Source organism: Amphritea opalescens (assembly GCF_003957515.1).
GTDB classification, from domain to species: domain Bacteria; phylum Pseudomonadota; class Gammaproteobacteria; order Pseudomonadales; family Balneatricaceae; genus Amphritea; species Amphritea opalescens.
In genome coordinates this window covers 111,442-127,911 of record NZ_RQXW01000003.1, presented here as the reverse complement: position 1 = coordinate 127,911, position 16,470 = coordinate 111,442, and the positions used below count along the sequence as shown (strand labels likewise).

13 protein-coding genes are annotated in these 16,470 nt (G+C 49.0%); 8 read left to right on the top strand and 5 right to left on the bottom strand.

All coding sequences use genetic code 11. The features are described 5' to 3' along the window. Window positions 1–7 precede the first annotated feature (7 nt). From flgJ to flgL, 3 genes are all read left to right on the top strand, one after another. On the top strand, window positions 8–1,105 hold the full coding sequence (flgJ, locus tag EH243_RS04485; RefSeq protein WP_126157453.1) for a flagellar assembly peptidoglycan hydrolase FlgJ: 1,098 nt from the start codon (window positions 8–10) through the stop codon (window positions 1,103–1,105). Window positions 1,106–1,189: 84 nt separating this feature from the next. Next, window positions 1,190–3,223: a flagellar hook-associated protein FlgK gene (gene flgK, locus EH243_RS04480; protein ID WP_126157452.1), complete on the top strand. Its 2,034-nt coding sequence runs from the start codon at window positions 1,190–1,192 to the stop codon at window positions 3,221–3,223. A 15-nt stretch (window positions 3,224–3,238) separates the two neighbouring features. Next, window positions 3,239–4,468: a flagellar hook-associated protein FlgL gene (gene flgL / locus EH243_RS04475; protein WP_164549046.1), complete on the top strand. Its 1,230-nt coding sequence runs from the start codon at window positions 3,239–3,241 to the stop codon at window positions 4,466–4,468. Window positions 4,469–4,557: 89 nt separating this feature from the next. Here the strand turns inward: flgL and EH243_RS04470 are convergent, their stop codons facing one another. The 5 genes from EH243_RS04470 to EH243_RS18760 form a co-directional block, all read right to left on the bottom strand. Beyond that, window positions 4,558–4,929 carry a hypothetical protein gene (locus EH243_RS04470; protein WP_126157450.1) on the bottom strand — a complete coding sequence of 124 codons (372 nt, stop codon included), beginning with the start codon at window positions 4,927–4,929 and terminating at the stop codon, window positions 4,558–4,560. Between the two features lie 2 nt (window positions 4,930–4,931). After that, the gene (gene fliS, locus EH243_RS04465) at window positions 4,932–5,345 is read right to left on the bottom strand and encodes a flagellar export chaperone FliS (protein ID WP_126157449.1); all 414 of its coding nucleotides are present in this window, start codon (window positions 5,343–5,345) and stop codon (window positions 4,932–4,934) included. A 64-nt stretch (window positions 5,346–5,409) separates the two neighbouring features. After that, a complete protein-coding gene (gene fliD, locus EH243_RS04460; RefSeq protein WP_126157448.1) occupies window positions 5,410–6,813 on the bottom strand; it encodes a flagellar filament capping protein FliD in 1,404 nt (467 codons plus the stop codon). A gap of 47 nt (window positions 6,814–6,860) precedes the next feature. Next, complete coding sequence (locus EH243_RS04455; RefSeq protein ID WP_126157447.1) at window positions 6,861–7,217, bottom strand: flagellar protein FlaG; 357 nt, start codon at window positions 7,215–7,217, stop codon at window positions 6,861–6,863. 93 nt (window positions 7,218–7,310) lie between these two features. Further along, complete coding sequence (locus tag EH243_RS18760; protein ID WP_126157446.1) at window positions 7,311–8,816, bottom strand: flagellin N-terminal helical domain-containing protein; 1,506 nt, start codon at window positions 8,814–8,816, stop codon at window positions 7,311–7,313. 484 nt (window positions 8,817–9,300) lie between these two features. On the opposite strand from EH243_RS18760, the gene EH243_RS04445 reads away from it, so the two are divergent. The 5 genes from EH243_RS04445 (at window position 9,301) to EH243_RS04425 (ending at window position 16,455) form a co-directional block, all read left to right on the top strand. Continuing rightward, window positions 9,301–10,740, top strand: a complete 1,440-nt coding sequence (locus tag EH243_RS04445) for a sigma-54 dependent transcriptional regulator (RefSeq protein ID WP_126157613.1) — start codon at window positions 9,301–9,303, stop codon at window positions 10,738–10,740. Beyond that, complete coding sequence (locus tag EH243_RS04440; RefSeq protein WP_126157445.1) at window positions 10,741–11,895, top strand: sensor histidine kinase; 1,155 nt, start codon at window positions 10,741–10,743, stop codon at window positions 11,893–11,895. Further along, window positions 11,892–13,265, top strand: a complete 1,374-nt coding sequence (locus EH243_RS04435; RefSeq protein ID WP_126157444.1) for a sigma-54-dependent transcriptional regulator — start codon at window positions 11,892–11,894, stop codon at window positions 13,263–13,265. Before EH243_RS04440 ends, EH243_RS04435 begins: the two co-directional genes overlap by 4 nt. Window positions 13,266–13,640: 375 nt before the next feature. Continuing rightward, a complete protein-coding gene (acs, locus tag EH243_RS04430) occupies window positions 13,641–15,593 on the top strand; it encodes an acetate--CoA ligase (protein WP_126157443.1) in 1,953 nt (650 codons plus the stop codon). A 196-nt stretch (window positions 15,594–15,789) separates the two neighbouring features. Continuing rightward, window positions 15,790–16,455 (top strand): response regulator transcription factor, encoded by a 666-nt coding sequence (locus EH243_RS04425; protein ID WP_126157442.1) that lies wholly within the window; start codon window positions 15,790–15,792, stop codon window positions 16,453–16,455. The last annotated feature ends 15 nt before the right edge of the window (window positions 16,456–16,470 follow it).

Genomic DNA, 16,470 nt, shown 5'->3' with positions numbered 1-16,470 from the left:
GCTGATGATGAACACCGATCCGAGTCAACATGCTCAGCTCTTCACCGAATTAGGTGAGATGAATAAGTTGCGTCAGCAGGCCAAGGATAAAGATCCTGAAGCCTTGCAAGCGGTGGCGGAACAGTTTGAACAGCTATTTTTGAACATGCTGGTTAAAAGCATGCGTGAAGCCAATGCCAGTTTTTCTGAAGATAGCTATTTCAATAGTCCGCAGGTGGAATTTTATCAGCAGATGGGTGATACCCAGCTGACAAAAGAGATCGCCGAAAATAAAGGCTTCGGTTTGGCCGAAATTTTGGTGCGCCAGTTGGGTGGTAATGTCGATCCACGACTGGAGAGTGATGATGAGGAGAACCGGCTGAAACCGCTGTCCGAATCGGAACGGATGTTAAATCGAACCGTGGATACCGCCGCCAGTATGGCTGCGTCTGCGATTTTGGGTCAGGCACAGGCGAACAGTCGGGCGTTAGAGAAGGCAGCCGAACAAGTATCGACGCAAGCGTCACAGGATGCCTCTGAGGCCCCTGAGGTAGCAGCGGTGAGTGTGAGTGATACTGCGTCACAGGAGCAGACAACAGCCGAACCTTCACAACCGCGACGCTTCGATACCCCAGAGCAGTTTGTAGCAACCCTATTGCCGTTGGCCGAGAGCGTGGCGGCAGAGTTGGGGGTTGATCCTAAGGTTTTATTGGCTCAGTCGGCGCTGGAAACGGGCTGGGGACGGTATCTGATTCAAACACCCGATGGCACCAGCCATAACCTCTTTAATATTAAAGCGGATAGTCGTTGGGATGGCGAGAAAGCGCAGGTGGGCACCGTCGAATTTCGTGATGGCGTCGCGCAGCAGGAACGCGCTTCGTTTCGGGTATATGACTCTTATGAACAGAGTTTTCGTGATTACGCCGATTTCTTGAGTAATAGCCCGCGTTATCAACAGGCGCTGGAACAGGCGGGTGATCCTTATAGTTACCTGAATAGTTTGCAGCAGGCCGGTTATGCTACAGATCCCAACTATGCCGAGAAGATCGGTCGTATTTTTGATGGGGATGTTCTGGCCGGGCTCAGTACCACGACGAGTATTGGATCTAACATTAAAGAAAGTTAAGGGTTGGCCGCTATAGTGAGCAGTTATAAGGTGAAACCTGTCTGCTCCCTGCTTTGCCGATAGAGTGTTCCCGGGAGTTTATATATGTCCAATTTGTTAAGTATTGGTAGTCAGGCCGCGCAGGCAAACCAAGCCGCGCTGAATACTATCGGTCAAAATATTAGTAACGTAAATACTGACGGCTATAGCCGTCAGCAAGTAGACCTTGTTGCACATCCAAACTTAGGTGGGGTGTATGTACAAGATATTGAACGGATCACTGATAAGTTTCTTACTCAGCAGGTCTGGACTGATCTCTCCTCCTATAATCAGTCATCGGCTTATGCGGACCTCTCTTCACGACTAGATAATTTATTGGCGAGTGATACGCAAAGTATTTCTACGGCATTGGATGATTACTTTGGTGCCTTACAGAGTGTCGTGGATGATCCGACCTCGACCGCCAATCGACAACTCTTTGTTACACAGTCTGATGCCTTGGTGCAGCGCTTTAATGACTTAGACGCAAATATCCAGAGTCAAGGCGATACGATCAATCAGCAGATGGATAGTTATGCTGGGCAGATCACAACAATAGCGTCGAATATCGCTGACCTTAACGCGAAAATAAGTGTGGCGGAAGCGACTAATCGCTCAACGAATGAGATGCGGGATCAGCGAGATCAACTCACGAATCAGCTTTCTGAAATAGTCGGTGTAACGGTCGTTGATCAAAGCTCTGATCAATACAGTATTTTTATCGGTAATGGGCAACCACTGGTGATTGGCTCTACTGCAGAGAAGGTTGTCTCCGTGTTAGGGACGGATAGTTCGCAAAAAGAACTAGCGGTGGTCAATGCTAATGCAACGGTGAACATCAATGGTGAAATTACTGGGGGTAAGGTGGGCGGCCTTATTCAATATCGGGAAGAGGCGCTAAATGATGCACGCAACCAGTTGGGGCTTATTGCCATTGGGTTAGCGGAGAGCATGAATGAGCAGCATCGTGCCGGTATTAATTTGAATAATGAGTTCGGTGGCGATCTGTTTACCGATATGAATGACGATTTTTTACAGCGCAAACGCATTACGCCCAATAGTAACAATCAGTCAGATATTAATGTTGCGCGGGTTGAAATACAGAATGTTGATCAACTTCAAGCAAGTGAATATGAGCTAGTTGTCGGCGATGGTGGTCGGTTAACGCTGTATCGCAGTAGTGACGGAAAACAGATACGTGTTGATCAGCTTGATAATGTTGATGATGATCCATTAGCGCCATTATCGACTGCAGAGGGTATTGATGCTGTCGGTCAGAATCAGGTTTACATAGACCCAAATGGTGAGTTTTTATCCTTTGCTGTTGATGGTATTAAAGTCACCATTCAGACCGATACCGATTTAATGAAAGGGGATAGTTTTACTATTCAGCCGGTCACCAGTGGCGCAGAAGATTTGTCACTCGTTATTCAAAGTGGTCAGGAGCTAGCACTGGCATCACCGATTCGTATTAGCACTGATATTGATAACCAAGGGAGTGGTGTCGCAACGGTTAGCGTTACTAACCCAAAGGCAGCGACTTTTGCCACAGCCGGTGAGATGTCTCCTCCGGTTAAAATAGTCTTTAATGACTTGGTTGGTTCTACTACCGGAGAAATGACCTACACCGTCTATGATATGACCGATCCAAATAGTCCGGTGCCCGTTGGGGCATTAGATCAAACATATATCGCGGGTAATGACATTGAGTTGGACGGTTACAGTATTACCGTCGCTAATCAGCCTAAGGCGGGAGATAGCTTTAGTTTTGATTTCAACGAAGATGGTGTGTCGGATAACCGAAATGCCTTTGCTTTATCGAATATGCAGCAAAGTAAACTGTTTGATCAAGGGTCCTATCAAGACCTGTACGGCAGTTTGATTGAGAAGGTAGGTACTAGAACGGCGACCGCAGTTATCTCGCAGCAGGCGAATAAGGCGGTACTGGATACGAGTATCAGTGCGCAATCCAGTGTCTCTGGGGTTAACCTAGATGAAGAAGCGACTAAGCTGGTGCAATATCAACAGGCGTATCAGGCATCGGCACAGCTGATCCGGGTATCGCAGACTATCTTTGATAGTCTGCTGCAAAGTTTATAGTTCTAGGAGTACATGATGCGAATTTCAACTGCGCAGATCTTTAGTCGTAGCACTGAGAATATTAATACGGCCAACAGCAGCCTGTATAAAACACAGGAACAGTTATCCACTGGGCAGCGTATTTTACAGCCCTCTGATGATCCAGTAGGAACGGCGCAGCTCATTAAATTGGATAAAGAGGTCGCGAAAGCTGAACAGTATCAGGACAATATTGATGTATCTCGTCGTCGTCTTAGCCTAGAAGAAACAACCTTAGATGCGGTGAATCTAGCAACCGTCAGAATAAAAGAGCTAGCGATACAGGCGAATAGCGGGGCGGTGAGTGATAATGATCGTCAGTTGATCGTCAGTGAGCTGGATGAGATAGAGAATCAACTCTTTGGACTGCTCAATACTCAAGATGTGCAGGGGGAGTATCTTTTCTCGGGGCATGCTGGTTTTGATGCGGCCTATAGTTATGATGGCGCAACAGACAGTTACGTCTATAACGGAGATCAAGGAACGCGTTCTATACAGGTGGGGGCAAATACCAATATTATCTCAACCGATTCCGGTTTTAATGTCTTCGAGAATGTAGCAAGCCAGTTGACCTTAGCACCCGCAAGTGGCGCTGAATTTTCAGAGCGTGTTATTACAAACTTCGGCACGTTTGAAGCGTTTACGGATAGTCGCGGGCCTGCCATTATCTCCTTTGATACCGCCGCAGGCACTTATAGTGTGGAAGGTTCGCAGGGAGATCCTGTTTTTAGTGGTAATCCGGCGATAGCGTTAACGGATATTAGTTATCAACAGGGTGATGTCATTGAGTTCGAAGGGGTTAGTCTCGAGATTGATAATCCAGCAGATGGCTCGGTAACGCTTGAAACAGATACTGAGCGTACGAATGTACTAAACATGGTGCATCAACTCAGTGCTGCCCTCAGTGATACAGATACCGTTAATGATTCTCTAGGTTCTGAAAAGCTCAATGAGGCGGTCAATCGAGCACTACTGCAGATCGATACTATCGAGAATAAAAACATTGAAGTGCGTGGCAGTATTGGTGGCCGAATCAATACCTTAGAGGCTCAGGAATCTGTCAATAGTGAGTATATTATTTATACCAATGAAGCCCAGTCAGCTATACGGGATCTCGATTATGCTGAGGCTATTAGTCAGTTTACGTTACAGGAAACAGCGTTAAACGCGGCTTACGGTAGTTTTGCCAAGATACAGGGCCTTAGCTTATTTAATTATATAAACTGAGGTCGTCCCTTTAGGGATGTTGTTATATGAAAAAGCCCAGGTGACTGGGCTTTTTCATATGCGTTATTTAAGCTGGGCGTCAAGCAACACTATAAATCTTGTGTCTGTTGATAGGCTTTGATACTGCGACCTGCTTTTTTACTTTGGCTGGATTGATTCAGCAAACGCTGCTTTTGGTGGTTGATCGCTTGAGTGAGTGTCTGATGATGCTGTTGTAATTGCGCTATCTTGTCTTGCAATTGGCTAACATCTTCAGCGTTAAGTTGATCGAAGGGGAGTCGGCGAATCAGTTGATCTTGTTGTTTGACTAGGTCAACGAATTCAGCCTCATCATCGGGATTATCGCCCGTCTGTTGACCAGCCGAATATTTTTTCAGCACGGCGAAAATAGCTTGCTGCAGATGTTCAATATCGGAAAACTGCTGCAGCCAATTGAGTGCAGCAGGGCTGAGTTGAGCCATGTTTATTTCTCTACTGGACTCTGGGTATTATGGTGTTCAGCGGGAATCTGCTCCCAAGCCGATTTGATATCCAGCATGAGTTGCGTGACTTCATCTAGCTTCTCTATCGATGATTCAATATTGGCTTTCAACAGCGTGTCGGCCATATAGGTATAGAGGTTATCAAGATTCTGTGCGATCTCATTCGCTTCAGTGTCAGCCAGTGATGCTTGTAAGCCGCCGACAATAGAGATGGCTTTGCTCAAGCTGGTGCCTTTAAGTTCGATATCATGGCGCTCTATCGCGCCTTTAGCGGTTGCAATACTGCCTAGAGCGCCATTCATCAGCATTAAGACTTGCTGGTGGGGTGTTGCATTTGCCAAAGCCGAGTTGAGTCCCACTTTTTGATACTGTTGGGAGGCAAGGTTGCGTTTCATTTATTGATCCTTAAGGATTGTTGTATCTGTTCGAAAGATAAGCGTAACAGCGATATAAACGTTATTAATTAGTTTGGGGAACTACGCCTGGTAGACTGTCCAGTGCTGACGTGAGCCAAGAACCGGTAGAGTTTAACTGAGCGACCAGTAAATCCATGGCGTTAAACTGCTTGTATAGTCGAGTTTCAAGCAGTGCACTACGATAATCAAGGGCTGTTCGCTCGTCTGTTATATCCTCTAATTTACCGTTAATAGAGTCTGTTCGACCATCGATGGTGCCGCTGGTTTGTAAGTAGTTTTCTAGCATCGCATCGATTTTAAAGGCCACGCCCTGCGTTTCATCAGAAAACAGTGTTGCTACGCCGGTGTAATCGTTTTCAAGCGCCGTATCTAGGGTGTCGCTATCCAGTTCGAGGCTGCCATCAGTGGTGGTGGTGATACCGATAGAAGCCAAAGAGGTGTAATTACTGTCGCTGTTTTCGATACGGTCGGTTAAGGTGTTGCGGATCTGGCGCTCAATGGTATTAACCAAGGAATCGCCTAGCAGAGAACCTGCTGCCCCCGTATCGGCATCGTAACTGGTCTGCTCATTAATAAGCGCAATCAGTTCATTATAGCCATCAACCAGTGTGGTGATCTGGTTTTTAATAGCGCTGCTATTTTCACTGATCGAAAGCGTAATGGGTTCGCCAACATTACTGTCTTTGAGAGTGATCGTCGCGTCGGGGATAACATCAGTAATGGTGTTGCTTGAGCTGGTCATCGATTGGCCATCAACACTAAAGACTGCATCAGCTGCCGTGATTACTTGATCATAGTAGCTCGCGACATCACCATTAGCATCGGGAGTCGCGCTGCCGGAATTATAATCATAGATATCTAAGTCGCCGGTGGTGGATGTGCCGCTAATGGTAAGCGCATTATCGGTGCCGGATTCGTTAGCGGTAAACACTAAGCGTTCATTGCCATTCACATTGAGAATAGTGGCGGTTACACCGATATTATCGTCAGCGTTATTGATGGCGTCACGTACATCTTGAATGGTTGCATTATTGCTGCTGTCCAAGGTGACAGAGAAACTGCCATCGGCATCACTAAAGTCGAGAGTACCTTCACTAACAATATAATCTTGTTGAGTCACCAACTTTTGTGCCGATGCTAAACTGGTGACTTCGAGAGAGTAACTTCCCGCCGCCGCATCATTATCGGCGCTGAAGCCTGCGATGTCTGTATCAGAGGAGGATGAGGTGCGATTACTGAAGCTGGAAGGATCTTTTAGGCCGCTAAACTTGCTTTGAAAGTCGGAGAGTGCGCTTTTCAGTAGGCCAACCGCAGAAAGTTCTGCCTGTAGGGTGGCTTCAGATTGGGATAACCGATTGAGCGTGGGCTCACGTTCAGCCGCCACTAAATCGGGGACAATGCTTTGGATATCAAGGCCGGAGCCGATACCTGGTGATGAGATGGTCATAGCTACCTCGTTTTAATTTTCTCTAAGCGAGAAATAAAGAAGGCAATCTAAGCCTTCCCACTGAACAATAAATTGTTCATCTGTTCAATGTGCTTGCTGATTTCGATAAAGTCTTCAGAGGGTATCTGACGGATGAGTTCATCATTCGACGTATCGATAACCTTAATTATCGTTTTTCCGGCGTCATGGTCAATTGAAAAGTTCAGGGTTCGCTGAAATTGAGCCATCACGTCATTAATGTCAGTCACGGTTTGCTCGAGTGTTTCAGCATCGGGAATCGCTGACTTTTCAACAGTCTCGGTTGGCTGCTGAACGCTTGGCGCTTGGCGATTGCTTGGCTGGGACGGTGTGCCGCTAGCCGTTGCCGTGGTCTGGTTAGGAGTGATCTGCATATCATTAGACATAACGTACATCCTTACATCGGTGGTTGATGGCTGCTATAGGCTTAACAAAAAAAGGGCGGGCCAAGCCCGCCCCTTTTTATTAGTGCCTTATCTTTACTGTAGCAGAGACAGAACGCCCTGTGGCAATGTATTGGCCTGAGCCAACATCGCAGTACCCGCTTGTTGCAGAATCTGGTTTTTAGTCAGGCTTGCAGTTTCAGAGGCAAAGTCAGCATCCATTATACGAGAACGAGCAGCAGTCACATTCTCGGTAATACTGGTCAAGTTGCTGATAGTGCTTTCTAAGCGGTTTTGCACCGCACCAAGGTCTGCCCGAGATTCAGAAATAAAGGCTAGTGCTTGATCGATCACATCTAAAGCATCGTTAGAGCCCGTTTGTGTGCTGATATCAATTTCTGCGACGGAATTTAGTTCCGCAGTCTTTGCGGTTGCATCAAATAGCCCACCAGTAGCAGTAGCAGTAACATTAAATGTACCGCTGGCAGAGAAGGTTACATCGCCACCGACACGTGTACTATCGACTCCTGCTGTTGTAGTTGATGCATCTACAAGGTTGGCCGCTGTCCCAGAGTCCGTTCCATCCGCATTAAGACCTTGTACAGACATTACAGCAGTAGTATCTACTCCGTTCGAGGCTCCTTCAATGACAATATCATCACCATTTGCACTGATTAGAGTGATCGATGTTTTATCGCTGGATAGCTCTGCGGTAATACCGGTAGTTGATGTTTTGGCATTGATGGCTTCTGACAGTGCAGATACGTCAGTGGCTGTTACGCCGTTGGCGGTAATGGCCTGTGCACCACCAGTAGTATCACCTGTTAGTGTTAGAGAAATATTGCCTGCAGAGATGCCGGAAAGTTTTGCTTGGCTTATTGCTTTGGCTGTTACACCTGTGTCGCTTTGAACTGCATTCACTTTTTCAGCAACAGTCTTAGCGCTATCTTTTGCTGCTATATCCACAGCAGCTGATGTTGAACCTAATGGACCGCTAATAGTGAGATCTTCATCGCCTGTAGAGTTATCTCCCGCAGTGGCTGCTGCTGCCACTGCCTTAGTGCTTGTTCCATTGGTAGTTAACGAGTAGTTACCCATGCTAGTGGCACGAGCACTACCAATAGAGACATTAATGGTTTGGTCAGCTTCAGCACCGACATGGAACTTAGCAGAAGTGAAGGTGCCGTCTAGAATGTTTTTTCCGTTAAAAGAGGTGGTATCGGCAATACGGTTCAATTCAGACTGTAGCTGAGAGACTTCTTTTTGCAGGTTAGCGCGATCAGATGCGCTGTTAGTATCGTTGGCAGATTGGATAGCCAGTTCACGCATCCGCTGCAGAATGTTGGTGGATTCTGACATCGCACCTTCAGCGGTTTGTGTCAGGGAGATAGCATCGTTAGCATTACGTGTTGCTTGGGTTAAACCGTTGATTTGAGAGGTCATACGGTCAGAGATTGCTAAACCGGCCGCATCATCACTTGCGCTGTTGATACGTAAACCAGTCGATAGACGTTCTAGCGACGTTTCTAGACTGCTCTGCGACTTGCTCAGATTGTTTTGGGCATTCAATGATGCAACGTTTGTTTGTATACCTAGTGCCATTTTCTCATCTCCTTAACCTAACCAGTGTATGTCTTCTGATTCGGCCTTTTTGAGCTTCCGAGGCAGCCTTAGCTACCTCACTATTAATTCATTTCGTGAAAGGGTTAACGGCGTCGTTTTTTGAAACTTTAGGGGTGTCGGTGAGAAAAATTGATAATAAATGGTTTTTTTTACCTAAACCCCCTAAATACGGGGTGTGGCGTGATTACCCATTTTGGGTTGTGTTTATTGAATGGTGTGTTTTTTAAAACAAACAAGGTAAGCCGTAAGGCGGCGGAGGTGTAGTGTATTGCATGGTAGCGTCAAAAAAACATCACTGCCATCTGTTGTCTTTTACCTCTGCATGTCATAAATTTGACGTATTGTGCAGGTGTTTGTGAAAGCATCTGTGAGACCCCTGACGAAAAGTTGTTGTTAGAGCCTTATGCTCAAGGGTTGGACTGAATTTTCAGTCGATGACTGTTGAGCGAGAGTGACTAATCCTATGAGTAGCCCGCTACATATTATTTATATCGATGATGACGCCGATAGCCGCACCCATCTATCAAAGCGGCTAGACTTTGCTGATATCAGCCATATCACCACCGACTATGTGTCTTGGTTGCAGAATGTCACGCCGCCGGGCGATCGGGCGGTGGTCTGGTTGGGGCATTGTCGCGTGCCAGTGTCGCTGGAAAAACTGATGCAGCAGTTAGATCAGTTGGATGACAAGCTGCCGGTGGTGGCGATCTCTCCCTGGCCTGAGTTAGAGCAGTTGCCGGCAGCGCTGCAGGAAAAGATCATTGGTCGGCTGAACCCCGATGCCCGTTTAACCGAGCTGACGGTGATGCTGCATCGTGCGCTGATCTACCGGCAGTTGCAGCTGCAATATGCTGGGCAGCCCGATCTCTTCTCACCGAAATCCGTGGCGAGCCAGTTTGAAGGCATGGTGGGGCACAGTGAGGCGATGGCGCTGGTGCGGAAGATGATCAGTCAGGTGGCCGGACGGGATGTCAATGTACTGATTACCGGCGAAAGCGGGACGGGTAAGGAGATTATTGCCAATAACCTGCATCGGGCCTCGAAACGCAACAATGGGCCTTTTGTGCCGGTTAACTGTGGCGCTATTCCGGCGGACCTATTAGAGAGTGAGTTGTTCGGCCACGAACGGGGTGCCTTTACCGGTGCGATCAGTTCGCGGGCGGGGCGGTTTGAGTTGGCGAATGGTGGCACCCTGTTTCTCGATGAGATCGGCGATATGCCATTGCCAATGCAGGTGAAACTGTTGCGGGTGTTGCAAGAACGCTGCTTTGAACGGGTGGGCGGTAGTGTCACGATCGATTGCGATGTGCGGATTATTGCCGCGACTCATAAAAATCTCGAGCAGATGATTGTCGAGGGCAGTTTTCGCGAAGATCTTTATTATCGTCTCAATGTGTTTCCGATTGATATGCCGCCCCTGCGAGCCCGCATAGAGGATATTCCGCCATTGGTGGAGGAGTTTGCGCGACGGGTGGCGAAAGAGGGCTTTGGGCGTATCCGTTTTCATCCGGCGGCGATCTGCTCGTTACAGCAGCATGATTGGGCGGGCAATATCCGCGAACTGGCCAATCTTGTCGAACGGTTGGCAATTCTCTATCCCGATGCGGTGGTGGGGGTGAATGAATTACCGGAGAAGTTTCGCCATGTGGCGGAGCCGAATCCTGATCTGTATAAGATGCCGGTTGCCGCTGAAGAGGGGGTAGACCCGACTGGACAGGCGTTAATGCTGTTGCCGGATGAGGGGATGGACCTGAAGGCCTATACCGAGACTATCGAGCAGGGCTTTATTACTCAGGCGCTGGATAAAACCGGCGGGGTGGTGGCGCGGGCCGCCGACCTACTGCAGATTCGCCGCACAACGCTGGTGGAAAAGATGCGTAAATATGGAATTCAGCGAAAATAGATGATGACAGACGCACAGACTAAGCTTGTTCAGTTAGAACAGGAAAACAGCCGATTAAAGGCGCAGCTGGCTCAGGCGCAGCAGGCGAGTGTCGAAAAACAGGCGGCCCATGATCGCCTATCGGGACGACTCGAAGACCTGCTCGATCTGTTGCCCGCCGGTGTAGTGGTGATCGATAGTAAAGGGCGGGTGGCTGAGTGTAATAGTGCCGCCGAGCAGTTGCTGGGCTTACCGCTCAAACATGAAACCTGGGTGGCGGTGATACAGCGTAGTTTCGCCCCGCGTAGCGATGATGGGCATGAGGTATCACTAAAAAGCGGTCGCCGTGTCAGCTTGTCGACGAGTACCTTAGTGAATGAAACCGGGCAACTGTTGATGTTGACCGATCAGACCGATACCCGCTTACTGCAAGGGCGTCTGGCCCACTATCAACGGCTGTCAGAGATGGGGCGGATGATGGCTTCGTTGGCCCATCAGGTGCGCACCCCTCTCTCCGCCGCGTTACTCTATGCTGGACATCTAATGAAGCCAGAGTTGCGGCCAGAGCAGCGTATTAAGTTTGCTGGCAAGGTAAAGTCGCGGTTGGAAAACTTAGAGTTACAGGTGCGGGATATGCTGATCTTTGCGCGGGGTGAAACCCGTCTAGACGATCGCATCAGTATCGCGCAACTGTTTCGGGAACTGGAAGATGCGCTAGATATGCCGCTACTGAGTTGGGATGCGGATTGTGACTGTATCAACCGGGTGCCTGATCTGCAGCTACAGTGTAATAAAGATGCCCTGCTGGGGGCGATTATGAACTTGGTCAACAATGCACTGCAGGCGGGCGGTAAAGGCAGTGAGTTGGTGATCGAAGCGCAGTTGGTGGGTGATAACTTAGGTATCGAAGTGCGAGATAATGGCCCGGGTATGGATGCGGCGCTATGCCGTAAGGTGTTGGAGCCGTTTTATTCGACGAAGTCCCACGGCACGGGGCTAGGCTTGGCGGTGGCTCAGGTGGTGGCGAAGGCGCATCATGGTCAGTTTCTGCTGCGCTCTCAGCCAAGTGTGGGGACTCAGGCAGCCTTTCTGATCCCCTATCATATGGATGATCAAGCCCATGCCGTCACTCATCAGAGTGGCCTCAGCGATCAATCAGGACCGGATAGCTTATGACGATGAAAATATTAGTGGTTGAAGATGATGCCGATCTGCGAGAGGCGCTGGTGGATACCCTAGAGCTGGCCGGTTTTGACTATTTAGAAGCCGAATCCGGCGAGCAGGCACTTGAAGTGATCGCCGAACACTCGGTGGATATGGTGGTGAGTGATGTCAATATGGGTGGCATGGATGGCCACCAGTTACTGGGCAAAATACAGCAGGCTCAGCCCTGTTTGCCGGTGATGCTGATCACCGCATATGGCCAGGTGAATAAAGCGGTTGAGGCGATGCGCAGTGGCGCGGTGGATTATCTGATGAAGCCGTTTGCCCCCGAAGCGTTGATCGATGTGGTAAAGCGTTATACCGGTAGTCACCTGAATGAGCCCGATAACATCCAACCTATCGCCGAAGAGAACAGCAGTAAACAGCTGTTACAGGTGGCACGGCGGGTGGCCGAAACCGATTCCACGGTGCTGATCACCGGTGAAAGCGGTACCGGTAAAGAGGTGTTGGCGCAGTATATCCACATGCACTCACCACGGGCGGATAAGCCCTTTGTGGCGATTAACTGTGCGGCGATCCCTGAAAATATGCTGGAGGCCACCCTGTTTGGCCATGAGAAAGGGGCGTTTACCGGAGCTTATACCAGTAACCCCGGCAAGTTTGAGCAGGCCAATGGCGGCACGATTTTGCTCGATGAGATTTCCGAAATGGATTTGGGTTTACAGGCGAAGTTATTACGGGTGTTGCAAGAGCAGCAGGTAGAGCGGGTCGGTGGACGTAAAGTGATCAACTTGGATGTGCGCATTCTGGCGACCACGAACCGTAAGTTAGAAGAGTTTGTCGCAGAGCATAAATTCCGTGAAGATCTTTACTACCGGTTAAATGTATTTCCGCTGCAGTGGTTGCCGCTACGGGAGCGTGTCGGTGATATCGTGCCGTTGGCGCAACGGTTGCTAGCGAAGTATTCTCGCAAAATGAATCGTACCTCGGTATCGCTCAGCGATGATGCACAGCGGGCGCTGCAGGCTTACCACTGGCCGGGCAATGTGCGTGAGCTGGATAATATCGTGCAACGGTCGCTGATTTTACAGCAGGGCGCATTGATTGGTGCTGCCGATCTGCATATCCAACCGGGCAGTATGCAAGCCGCCGATATGGCGGGGCGTATTAATGCGGCCCCCGTGGCGAGCGATGAGCAGAGTCAGTTGGGCAATGATATGAAGCAGCATGAGTTTCAACTGATTATCGAAACCCTGCGGGAAACCAGCGGCAGTCGTAAAGACGCGGCGGAAAAACTGGGGATTAGCCCTCGGACATTGCGTTATAAGCTGGCGCAGATGCGTGAAGCCGGTATCGATCTCGACGCTGAATTGAAAGGCTAATCTTAAAGCGGATTGAGACGCTAGGGCTTGGGTAACGAATCGAGATAGTCTGTTTTTTGAGACGGTTTTGAGGCTGGTTTTGATACTAAAGGTGTAGGATAACCATTTCTACGACTAATGGCCTGTGATGGATAGACCAATGTCTAATTCAGGAGGAATGGCTCCATTAGGTATAACATTAACCACTATAATAACCGTTTCAGAGAGACTGCTATTTTCTGATTTTCTCTGAAGGCGGGCTAGCGGTAACGTTAGTTGAAACATCTCGCCGCAAACAATAATAATATCGGTAGAGCAGGGATAGGGAGACATGCTGAACGAAGATGACTCGGCATGATCACAGCATAGAATAAATAATAAGCTAAGGGCATCAACATGAGCGATTCTAAAATATATCCGGTTAGCGAAGAGCTGGCTGCGACTGCGCATATCAATAATGAAAAATATCTTGCGATGTATGAGCAATCGATTAACGATCCGGACACCTTTTGGGGCAACGAAGGTAAACGACTCGATTGGTTTAAACCCTACACGAAAGTTAAAAACACCTCTTTTGATCCGCATAATGTTGATATCCGTTGGTTTGAAGATGGCACACTGAATGCCTCTTATAACTGTCTTGATCGTCATCTCGAAACCCGTGGCGACCAGGTCGCTATTATCTGGGAAGGTGATGATCCAAGTGATTCTGAAAACATCACCTATCGTGATCTCCACGAACGTGTCTGTAAGTTTGCGAATGCACTGAAAGCTCAGGGCGTCGAGAAGGGTGATGTCGTCACGCTGTATATGCCGATGATTCCTGAAGCGGCGGTGGCTATGTTGGCCTGTACCCGTATCGGTGCGGTGCACTCGATTGTCTTTGGTGGTTTCTCGCCTGAAGCGTTGGCGGCCCGAATTGAAGGCGCTAACTCTAAGGTGGTCGTGACCTCTAACTATTCACTGCGGGCCGGTAAATCGGTGCCGCTTAAACTGAATGTTGATAAAGCGCTGGAACATCCCGAGGCTAAAGCCCGAGTTAAAAGCGTGATCGTCGTTAAACGGGTCGAGCAGGATGTTGCTTGGAATGACGAGGTTGATGTTTGGTATGAAGATCTTGTCGCTGATGCCTCTAGCGATTGCCCCGCTGAAGAGATGGACGCCGAAGCGCCGATGTTTATTCTGTATACCTCGGGTTCTACCGGTGCGCCAAAAGGCTTGGAGCATACGACCGGTGGTTACATGGTGTATGCCTCTATGACCCATGAATACGCCTTCGATTATAAAGATGGCGATGTTTACTGGTGTACCGCCGACGTAGGCTGGGTAACCGGTCATAGTTATATCGTTTATGGGCCACTGGCAAATGGTGCGACCTCACTGATGTTTGAAGGTGTGCCTAGCTATCCGGATAACAGCCGTTTTGGTCGAGTGATCGAAAAACATAAGGTGAACCAGTTCTACACCGCACCAACGGCTATTCGTGCCTTGATGCAGCAGGGTGAAGATGTGCTCGGTGATTCCGATCTGTCTAGCCTGCGTATTCTTGGTTCCGTGGGCGAGCCGATTAACCCTGAAGCATGGGAGTGGTACTACCGCGTGATCGGTCAGAACCGTTGCCCTATCGTTGATACTTGGTGGCAGACTGAAACCGGCGGCATGATGATTCTGCCACTACCGGGTGCCACCGCAGCGAAACCGGGTGCGGCTGCCCGTCCATTCTTTGGTGTACAGCCTGCGTTGCTGGATGCTGATGGTCATGAGCTGGAAGGTGCCACCGATGGTAACTTGGTAATTAAAGATTCATGGCCGGGTCAGAGTCGTTCTATCTGGGGCGATCATGAGCGCTTTGTGCAAACCTACTTCACAACGTATAAGGGCTATTACACCACAGGTGACGGTGCTCGCCGTGATGAAGATGGCTACTACTGGATTACCGGCCGTGTGGATGATGTGATCAACGTGTCTGGTCACCGGATGGGTACCGCTGAAGTAGAGTCGGCACTGGTGGCACACCCCGCGGTTGCTGAAGCAGCTGTAGTCGGTTATCCACATGAACTCAAAGGTCAGGGTATCTATGTGTATGTCACCCTGCAGTCTGGGTTTGAGCAATCCGATGAGCTGCTGAAAGAGCTGCGACTGCATGTGCGTAAAGAGATCGGTCCGATTGCGTCACCGGATTTGATTCAATTTGCGCCAGGTATGCCGAAAACCCGTTCCGGTAAAATCATGCGCCGTATTCTGCGTAAGATTGCCGAGGATGATTTCACTGCGTTGGGTGATACCTCAACACTAGCTGATCCTTCGGTTGTTGATGATCTGATTGAACACCGCATGAATCGTAAGTAAAGGTGCTAAGGCACTGACTTCGAGCTACAATTATTAAACTCCCTCCCGATTTTAAGGTCGGGGGGGAGTTTTGCGTTACAAGTGGTGTTAGTATCATCAGGTGGCAAGCGGCTATCGTGTCGCGTTTTACACCTTATAAATAGATAGATTTACCCGTTTTCATCGGTGAAAACGAGTAAGGAGGGAGATTAGCTGAATGCAACTGGCGCAGAAGATAATCATTGCGGATGATCATCCGTTATTTCGTGCAGCACTGAAACAGGCTGTCACTCAGGCTGTCCCCGGCGTTGAAATCGTCGAAGCCGATTCCCTAGAAGCGGTACAGGCGGCGGTTGAAAGTCACTCCGATGCTGATTTGGTATTACTCGATCTGCATATGCCAGGCACCAATGGCTTTACCGGTTTGGTCTTTTTGCGCGGCAAAAATCCCGGTATTCCGGTGGTCGTGGTCTCGGGGAGTGAAGAATCCTCGGTGATGAAGCGGGCGCTAGATTATGGTGCTTCTGGCTTTATCCCTAAATCCTCTCCTCTTGATGTGATTGCTGAAGCGATTACCACGGTGCTTGAAGGTGAAGAGTGGTTGCCAGAAGAGGTCGCCGAAGGGGTTGTGGATGTAACCGAAGAGGATCAGAAGTTCGCCACCAATTTGGCATCCCTGACACCGCAGCAGTTTCGGGTACTCACCATGCTAACCGAAGGTTTGCTGAATAAGCAGATCGCTTATGACCTCAATGTCTCCGAAGCGACCATCAAAGCCCATGTAACGGCGATTTTGCGTAAGCTCGGTGTTCATAGTAGGACTCAAGCGGTTATCGCTGCACAGCGTCTGTGTGTTGATCCACCTAAGACTGAAATGGGTTAATAAGCAGCCAAACGT

Bases quoted from the DNA above. Each gene is read 5' to 3' on its own strand.
- flgJ (WP_126157453.1), top strand. From the start codon at position 8: ATGAACACCGATCCGAGTCAACATGCTCAGCTCTTCACCGAATTAGGT.
- EH243_RS04445 (WP_126157613.1), top strand. From the start codon at position 9,301: ATGAGTAGCCCGCTACATATTATTTATATCGATGATGACGCCGATAGC.
- flgL (WP_164549046.1), top strand. From the start codon at position 3,239: ATGCGAATTTCAACTGCGCAGATCTTTAGTCGTAGCACTGAGAATATT.
- acs (WP_126157443.1), top strand. From the start codon at position 13,641: ATGAGCGATTCTAAAATATATCCGGTTAGCGAAGAGCTGGCTGCGACT.
- EH243_RS04440 (WP_126157445.1), top strand. From the start codon at position 10,741: ATGATGACAGACGCACAGACTAAGCTTGTTCAGTTAGAACAGGAAAAC.
- flgK (WP_126157452.1), top strand. From the start codon at position 1,190: ATGTCCAATTTGTTAAGTATTGGTAGTCAGGCCGCGCAGGCAAACCAA.
- fliD (WP_126157448.1), bottom strand. From the start codon at position 6,813: ATGACCATCTCATCACCAGGTATCGGCTCCGGCCTTGATATCCAAAGC.
- EH243_RS04470 (WP_126157450.1), bottom strand. From the start codon at position 4,929: ATGGCTCAACTCAGCCCTGCTGCACTCAATTGGCTGCAGCAGTTTTCC.
- EH243_RS04455 (WP_126157447.1), bottom strand. From the start codon at position 7,217: ATGTCTAATGATATGCAGATCACTCCTAACCAGACCACGGCAACGGCT.
- EH243_RS04425 (WP_126157442.1), top strand. From the start codon at position 15,790: ATGCAACTGGCGCAGAAGATAATCATTGCGGATGATCATCCGTTATTT.
- fliS (WP_126157449.1), bottom strand. From the start codon at position 5,345: ATGAAACGCAACCTTGCCTCCCAACAGTATCAAAAAGTGGGACTCAAC.
- EH243_RS04435 (WP_126157444.1), top strand. From the start codon at position 11,892: ATGACGATGAAAATATTAGTGGTTGAAGATGATGCCGATCTGCGAGAG.
- EH243_RS18760 (WP_126157446.1), bottom strand. From the start codon at position 8,816: ATGGCACTAGGTATACAAACAAACGTTGCATCATTGAATGCCCAAAAC.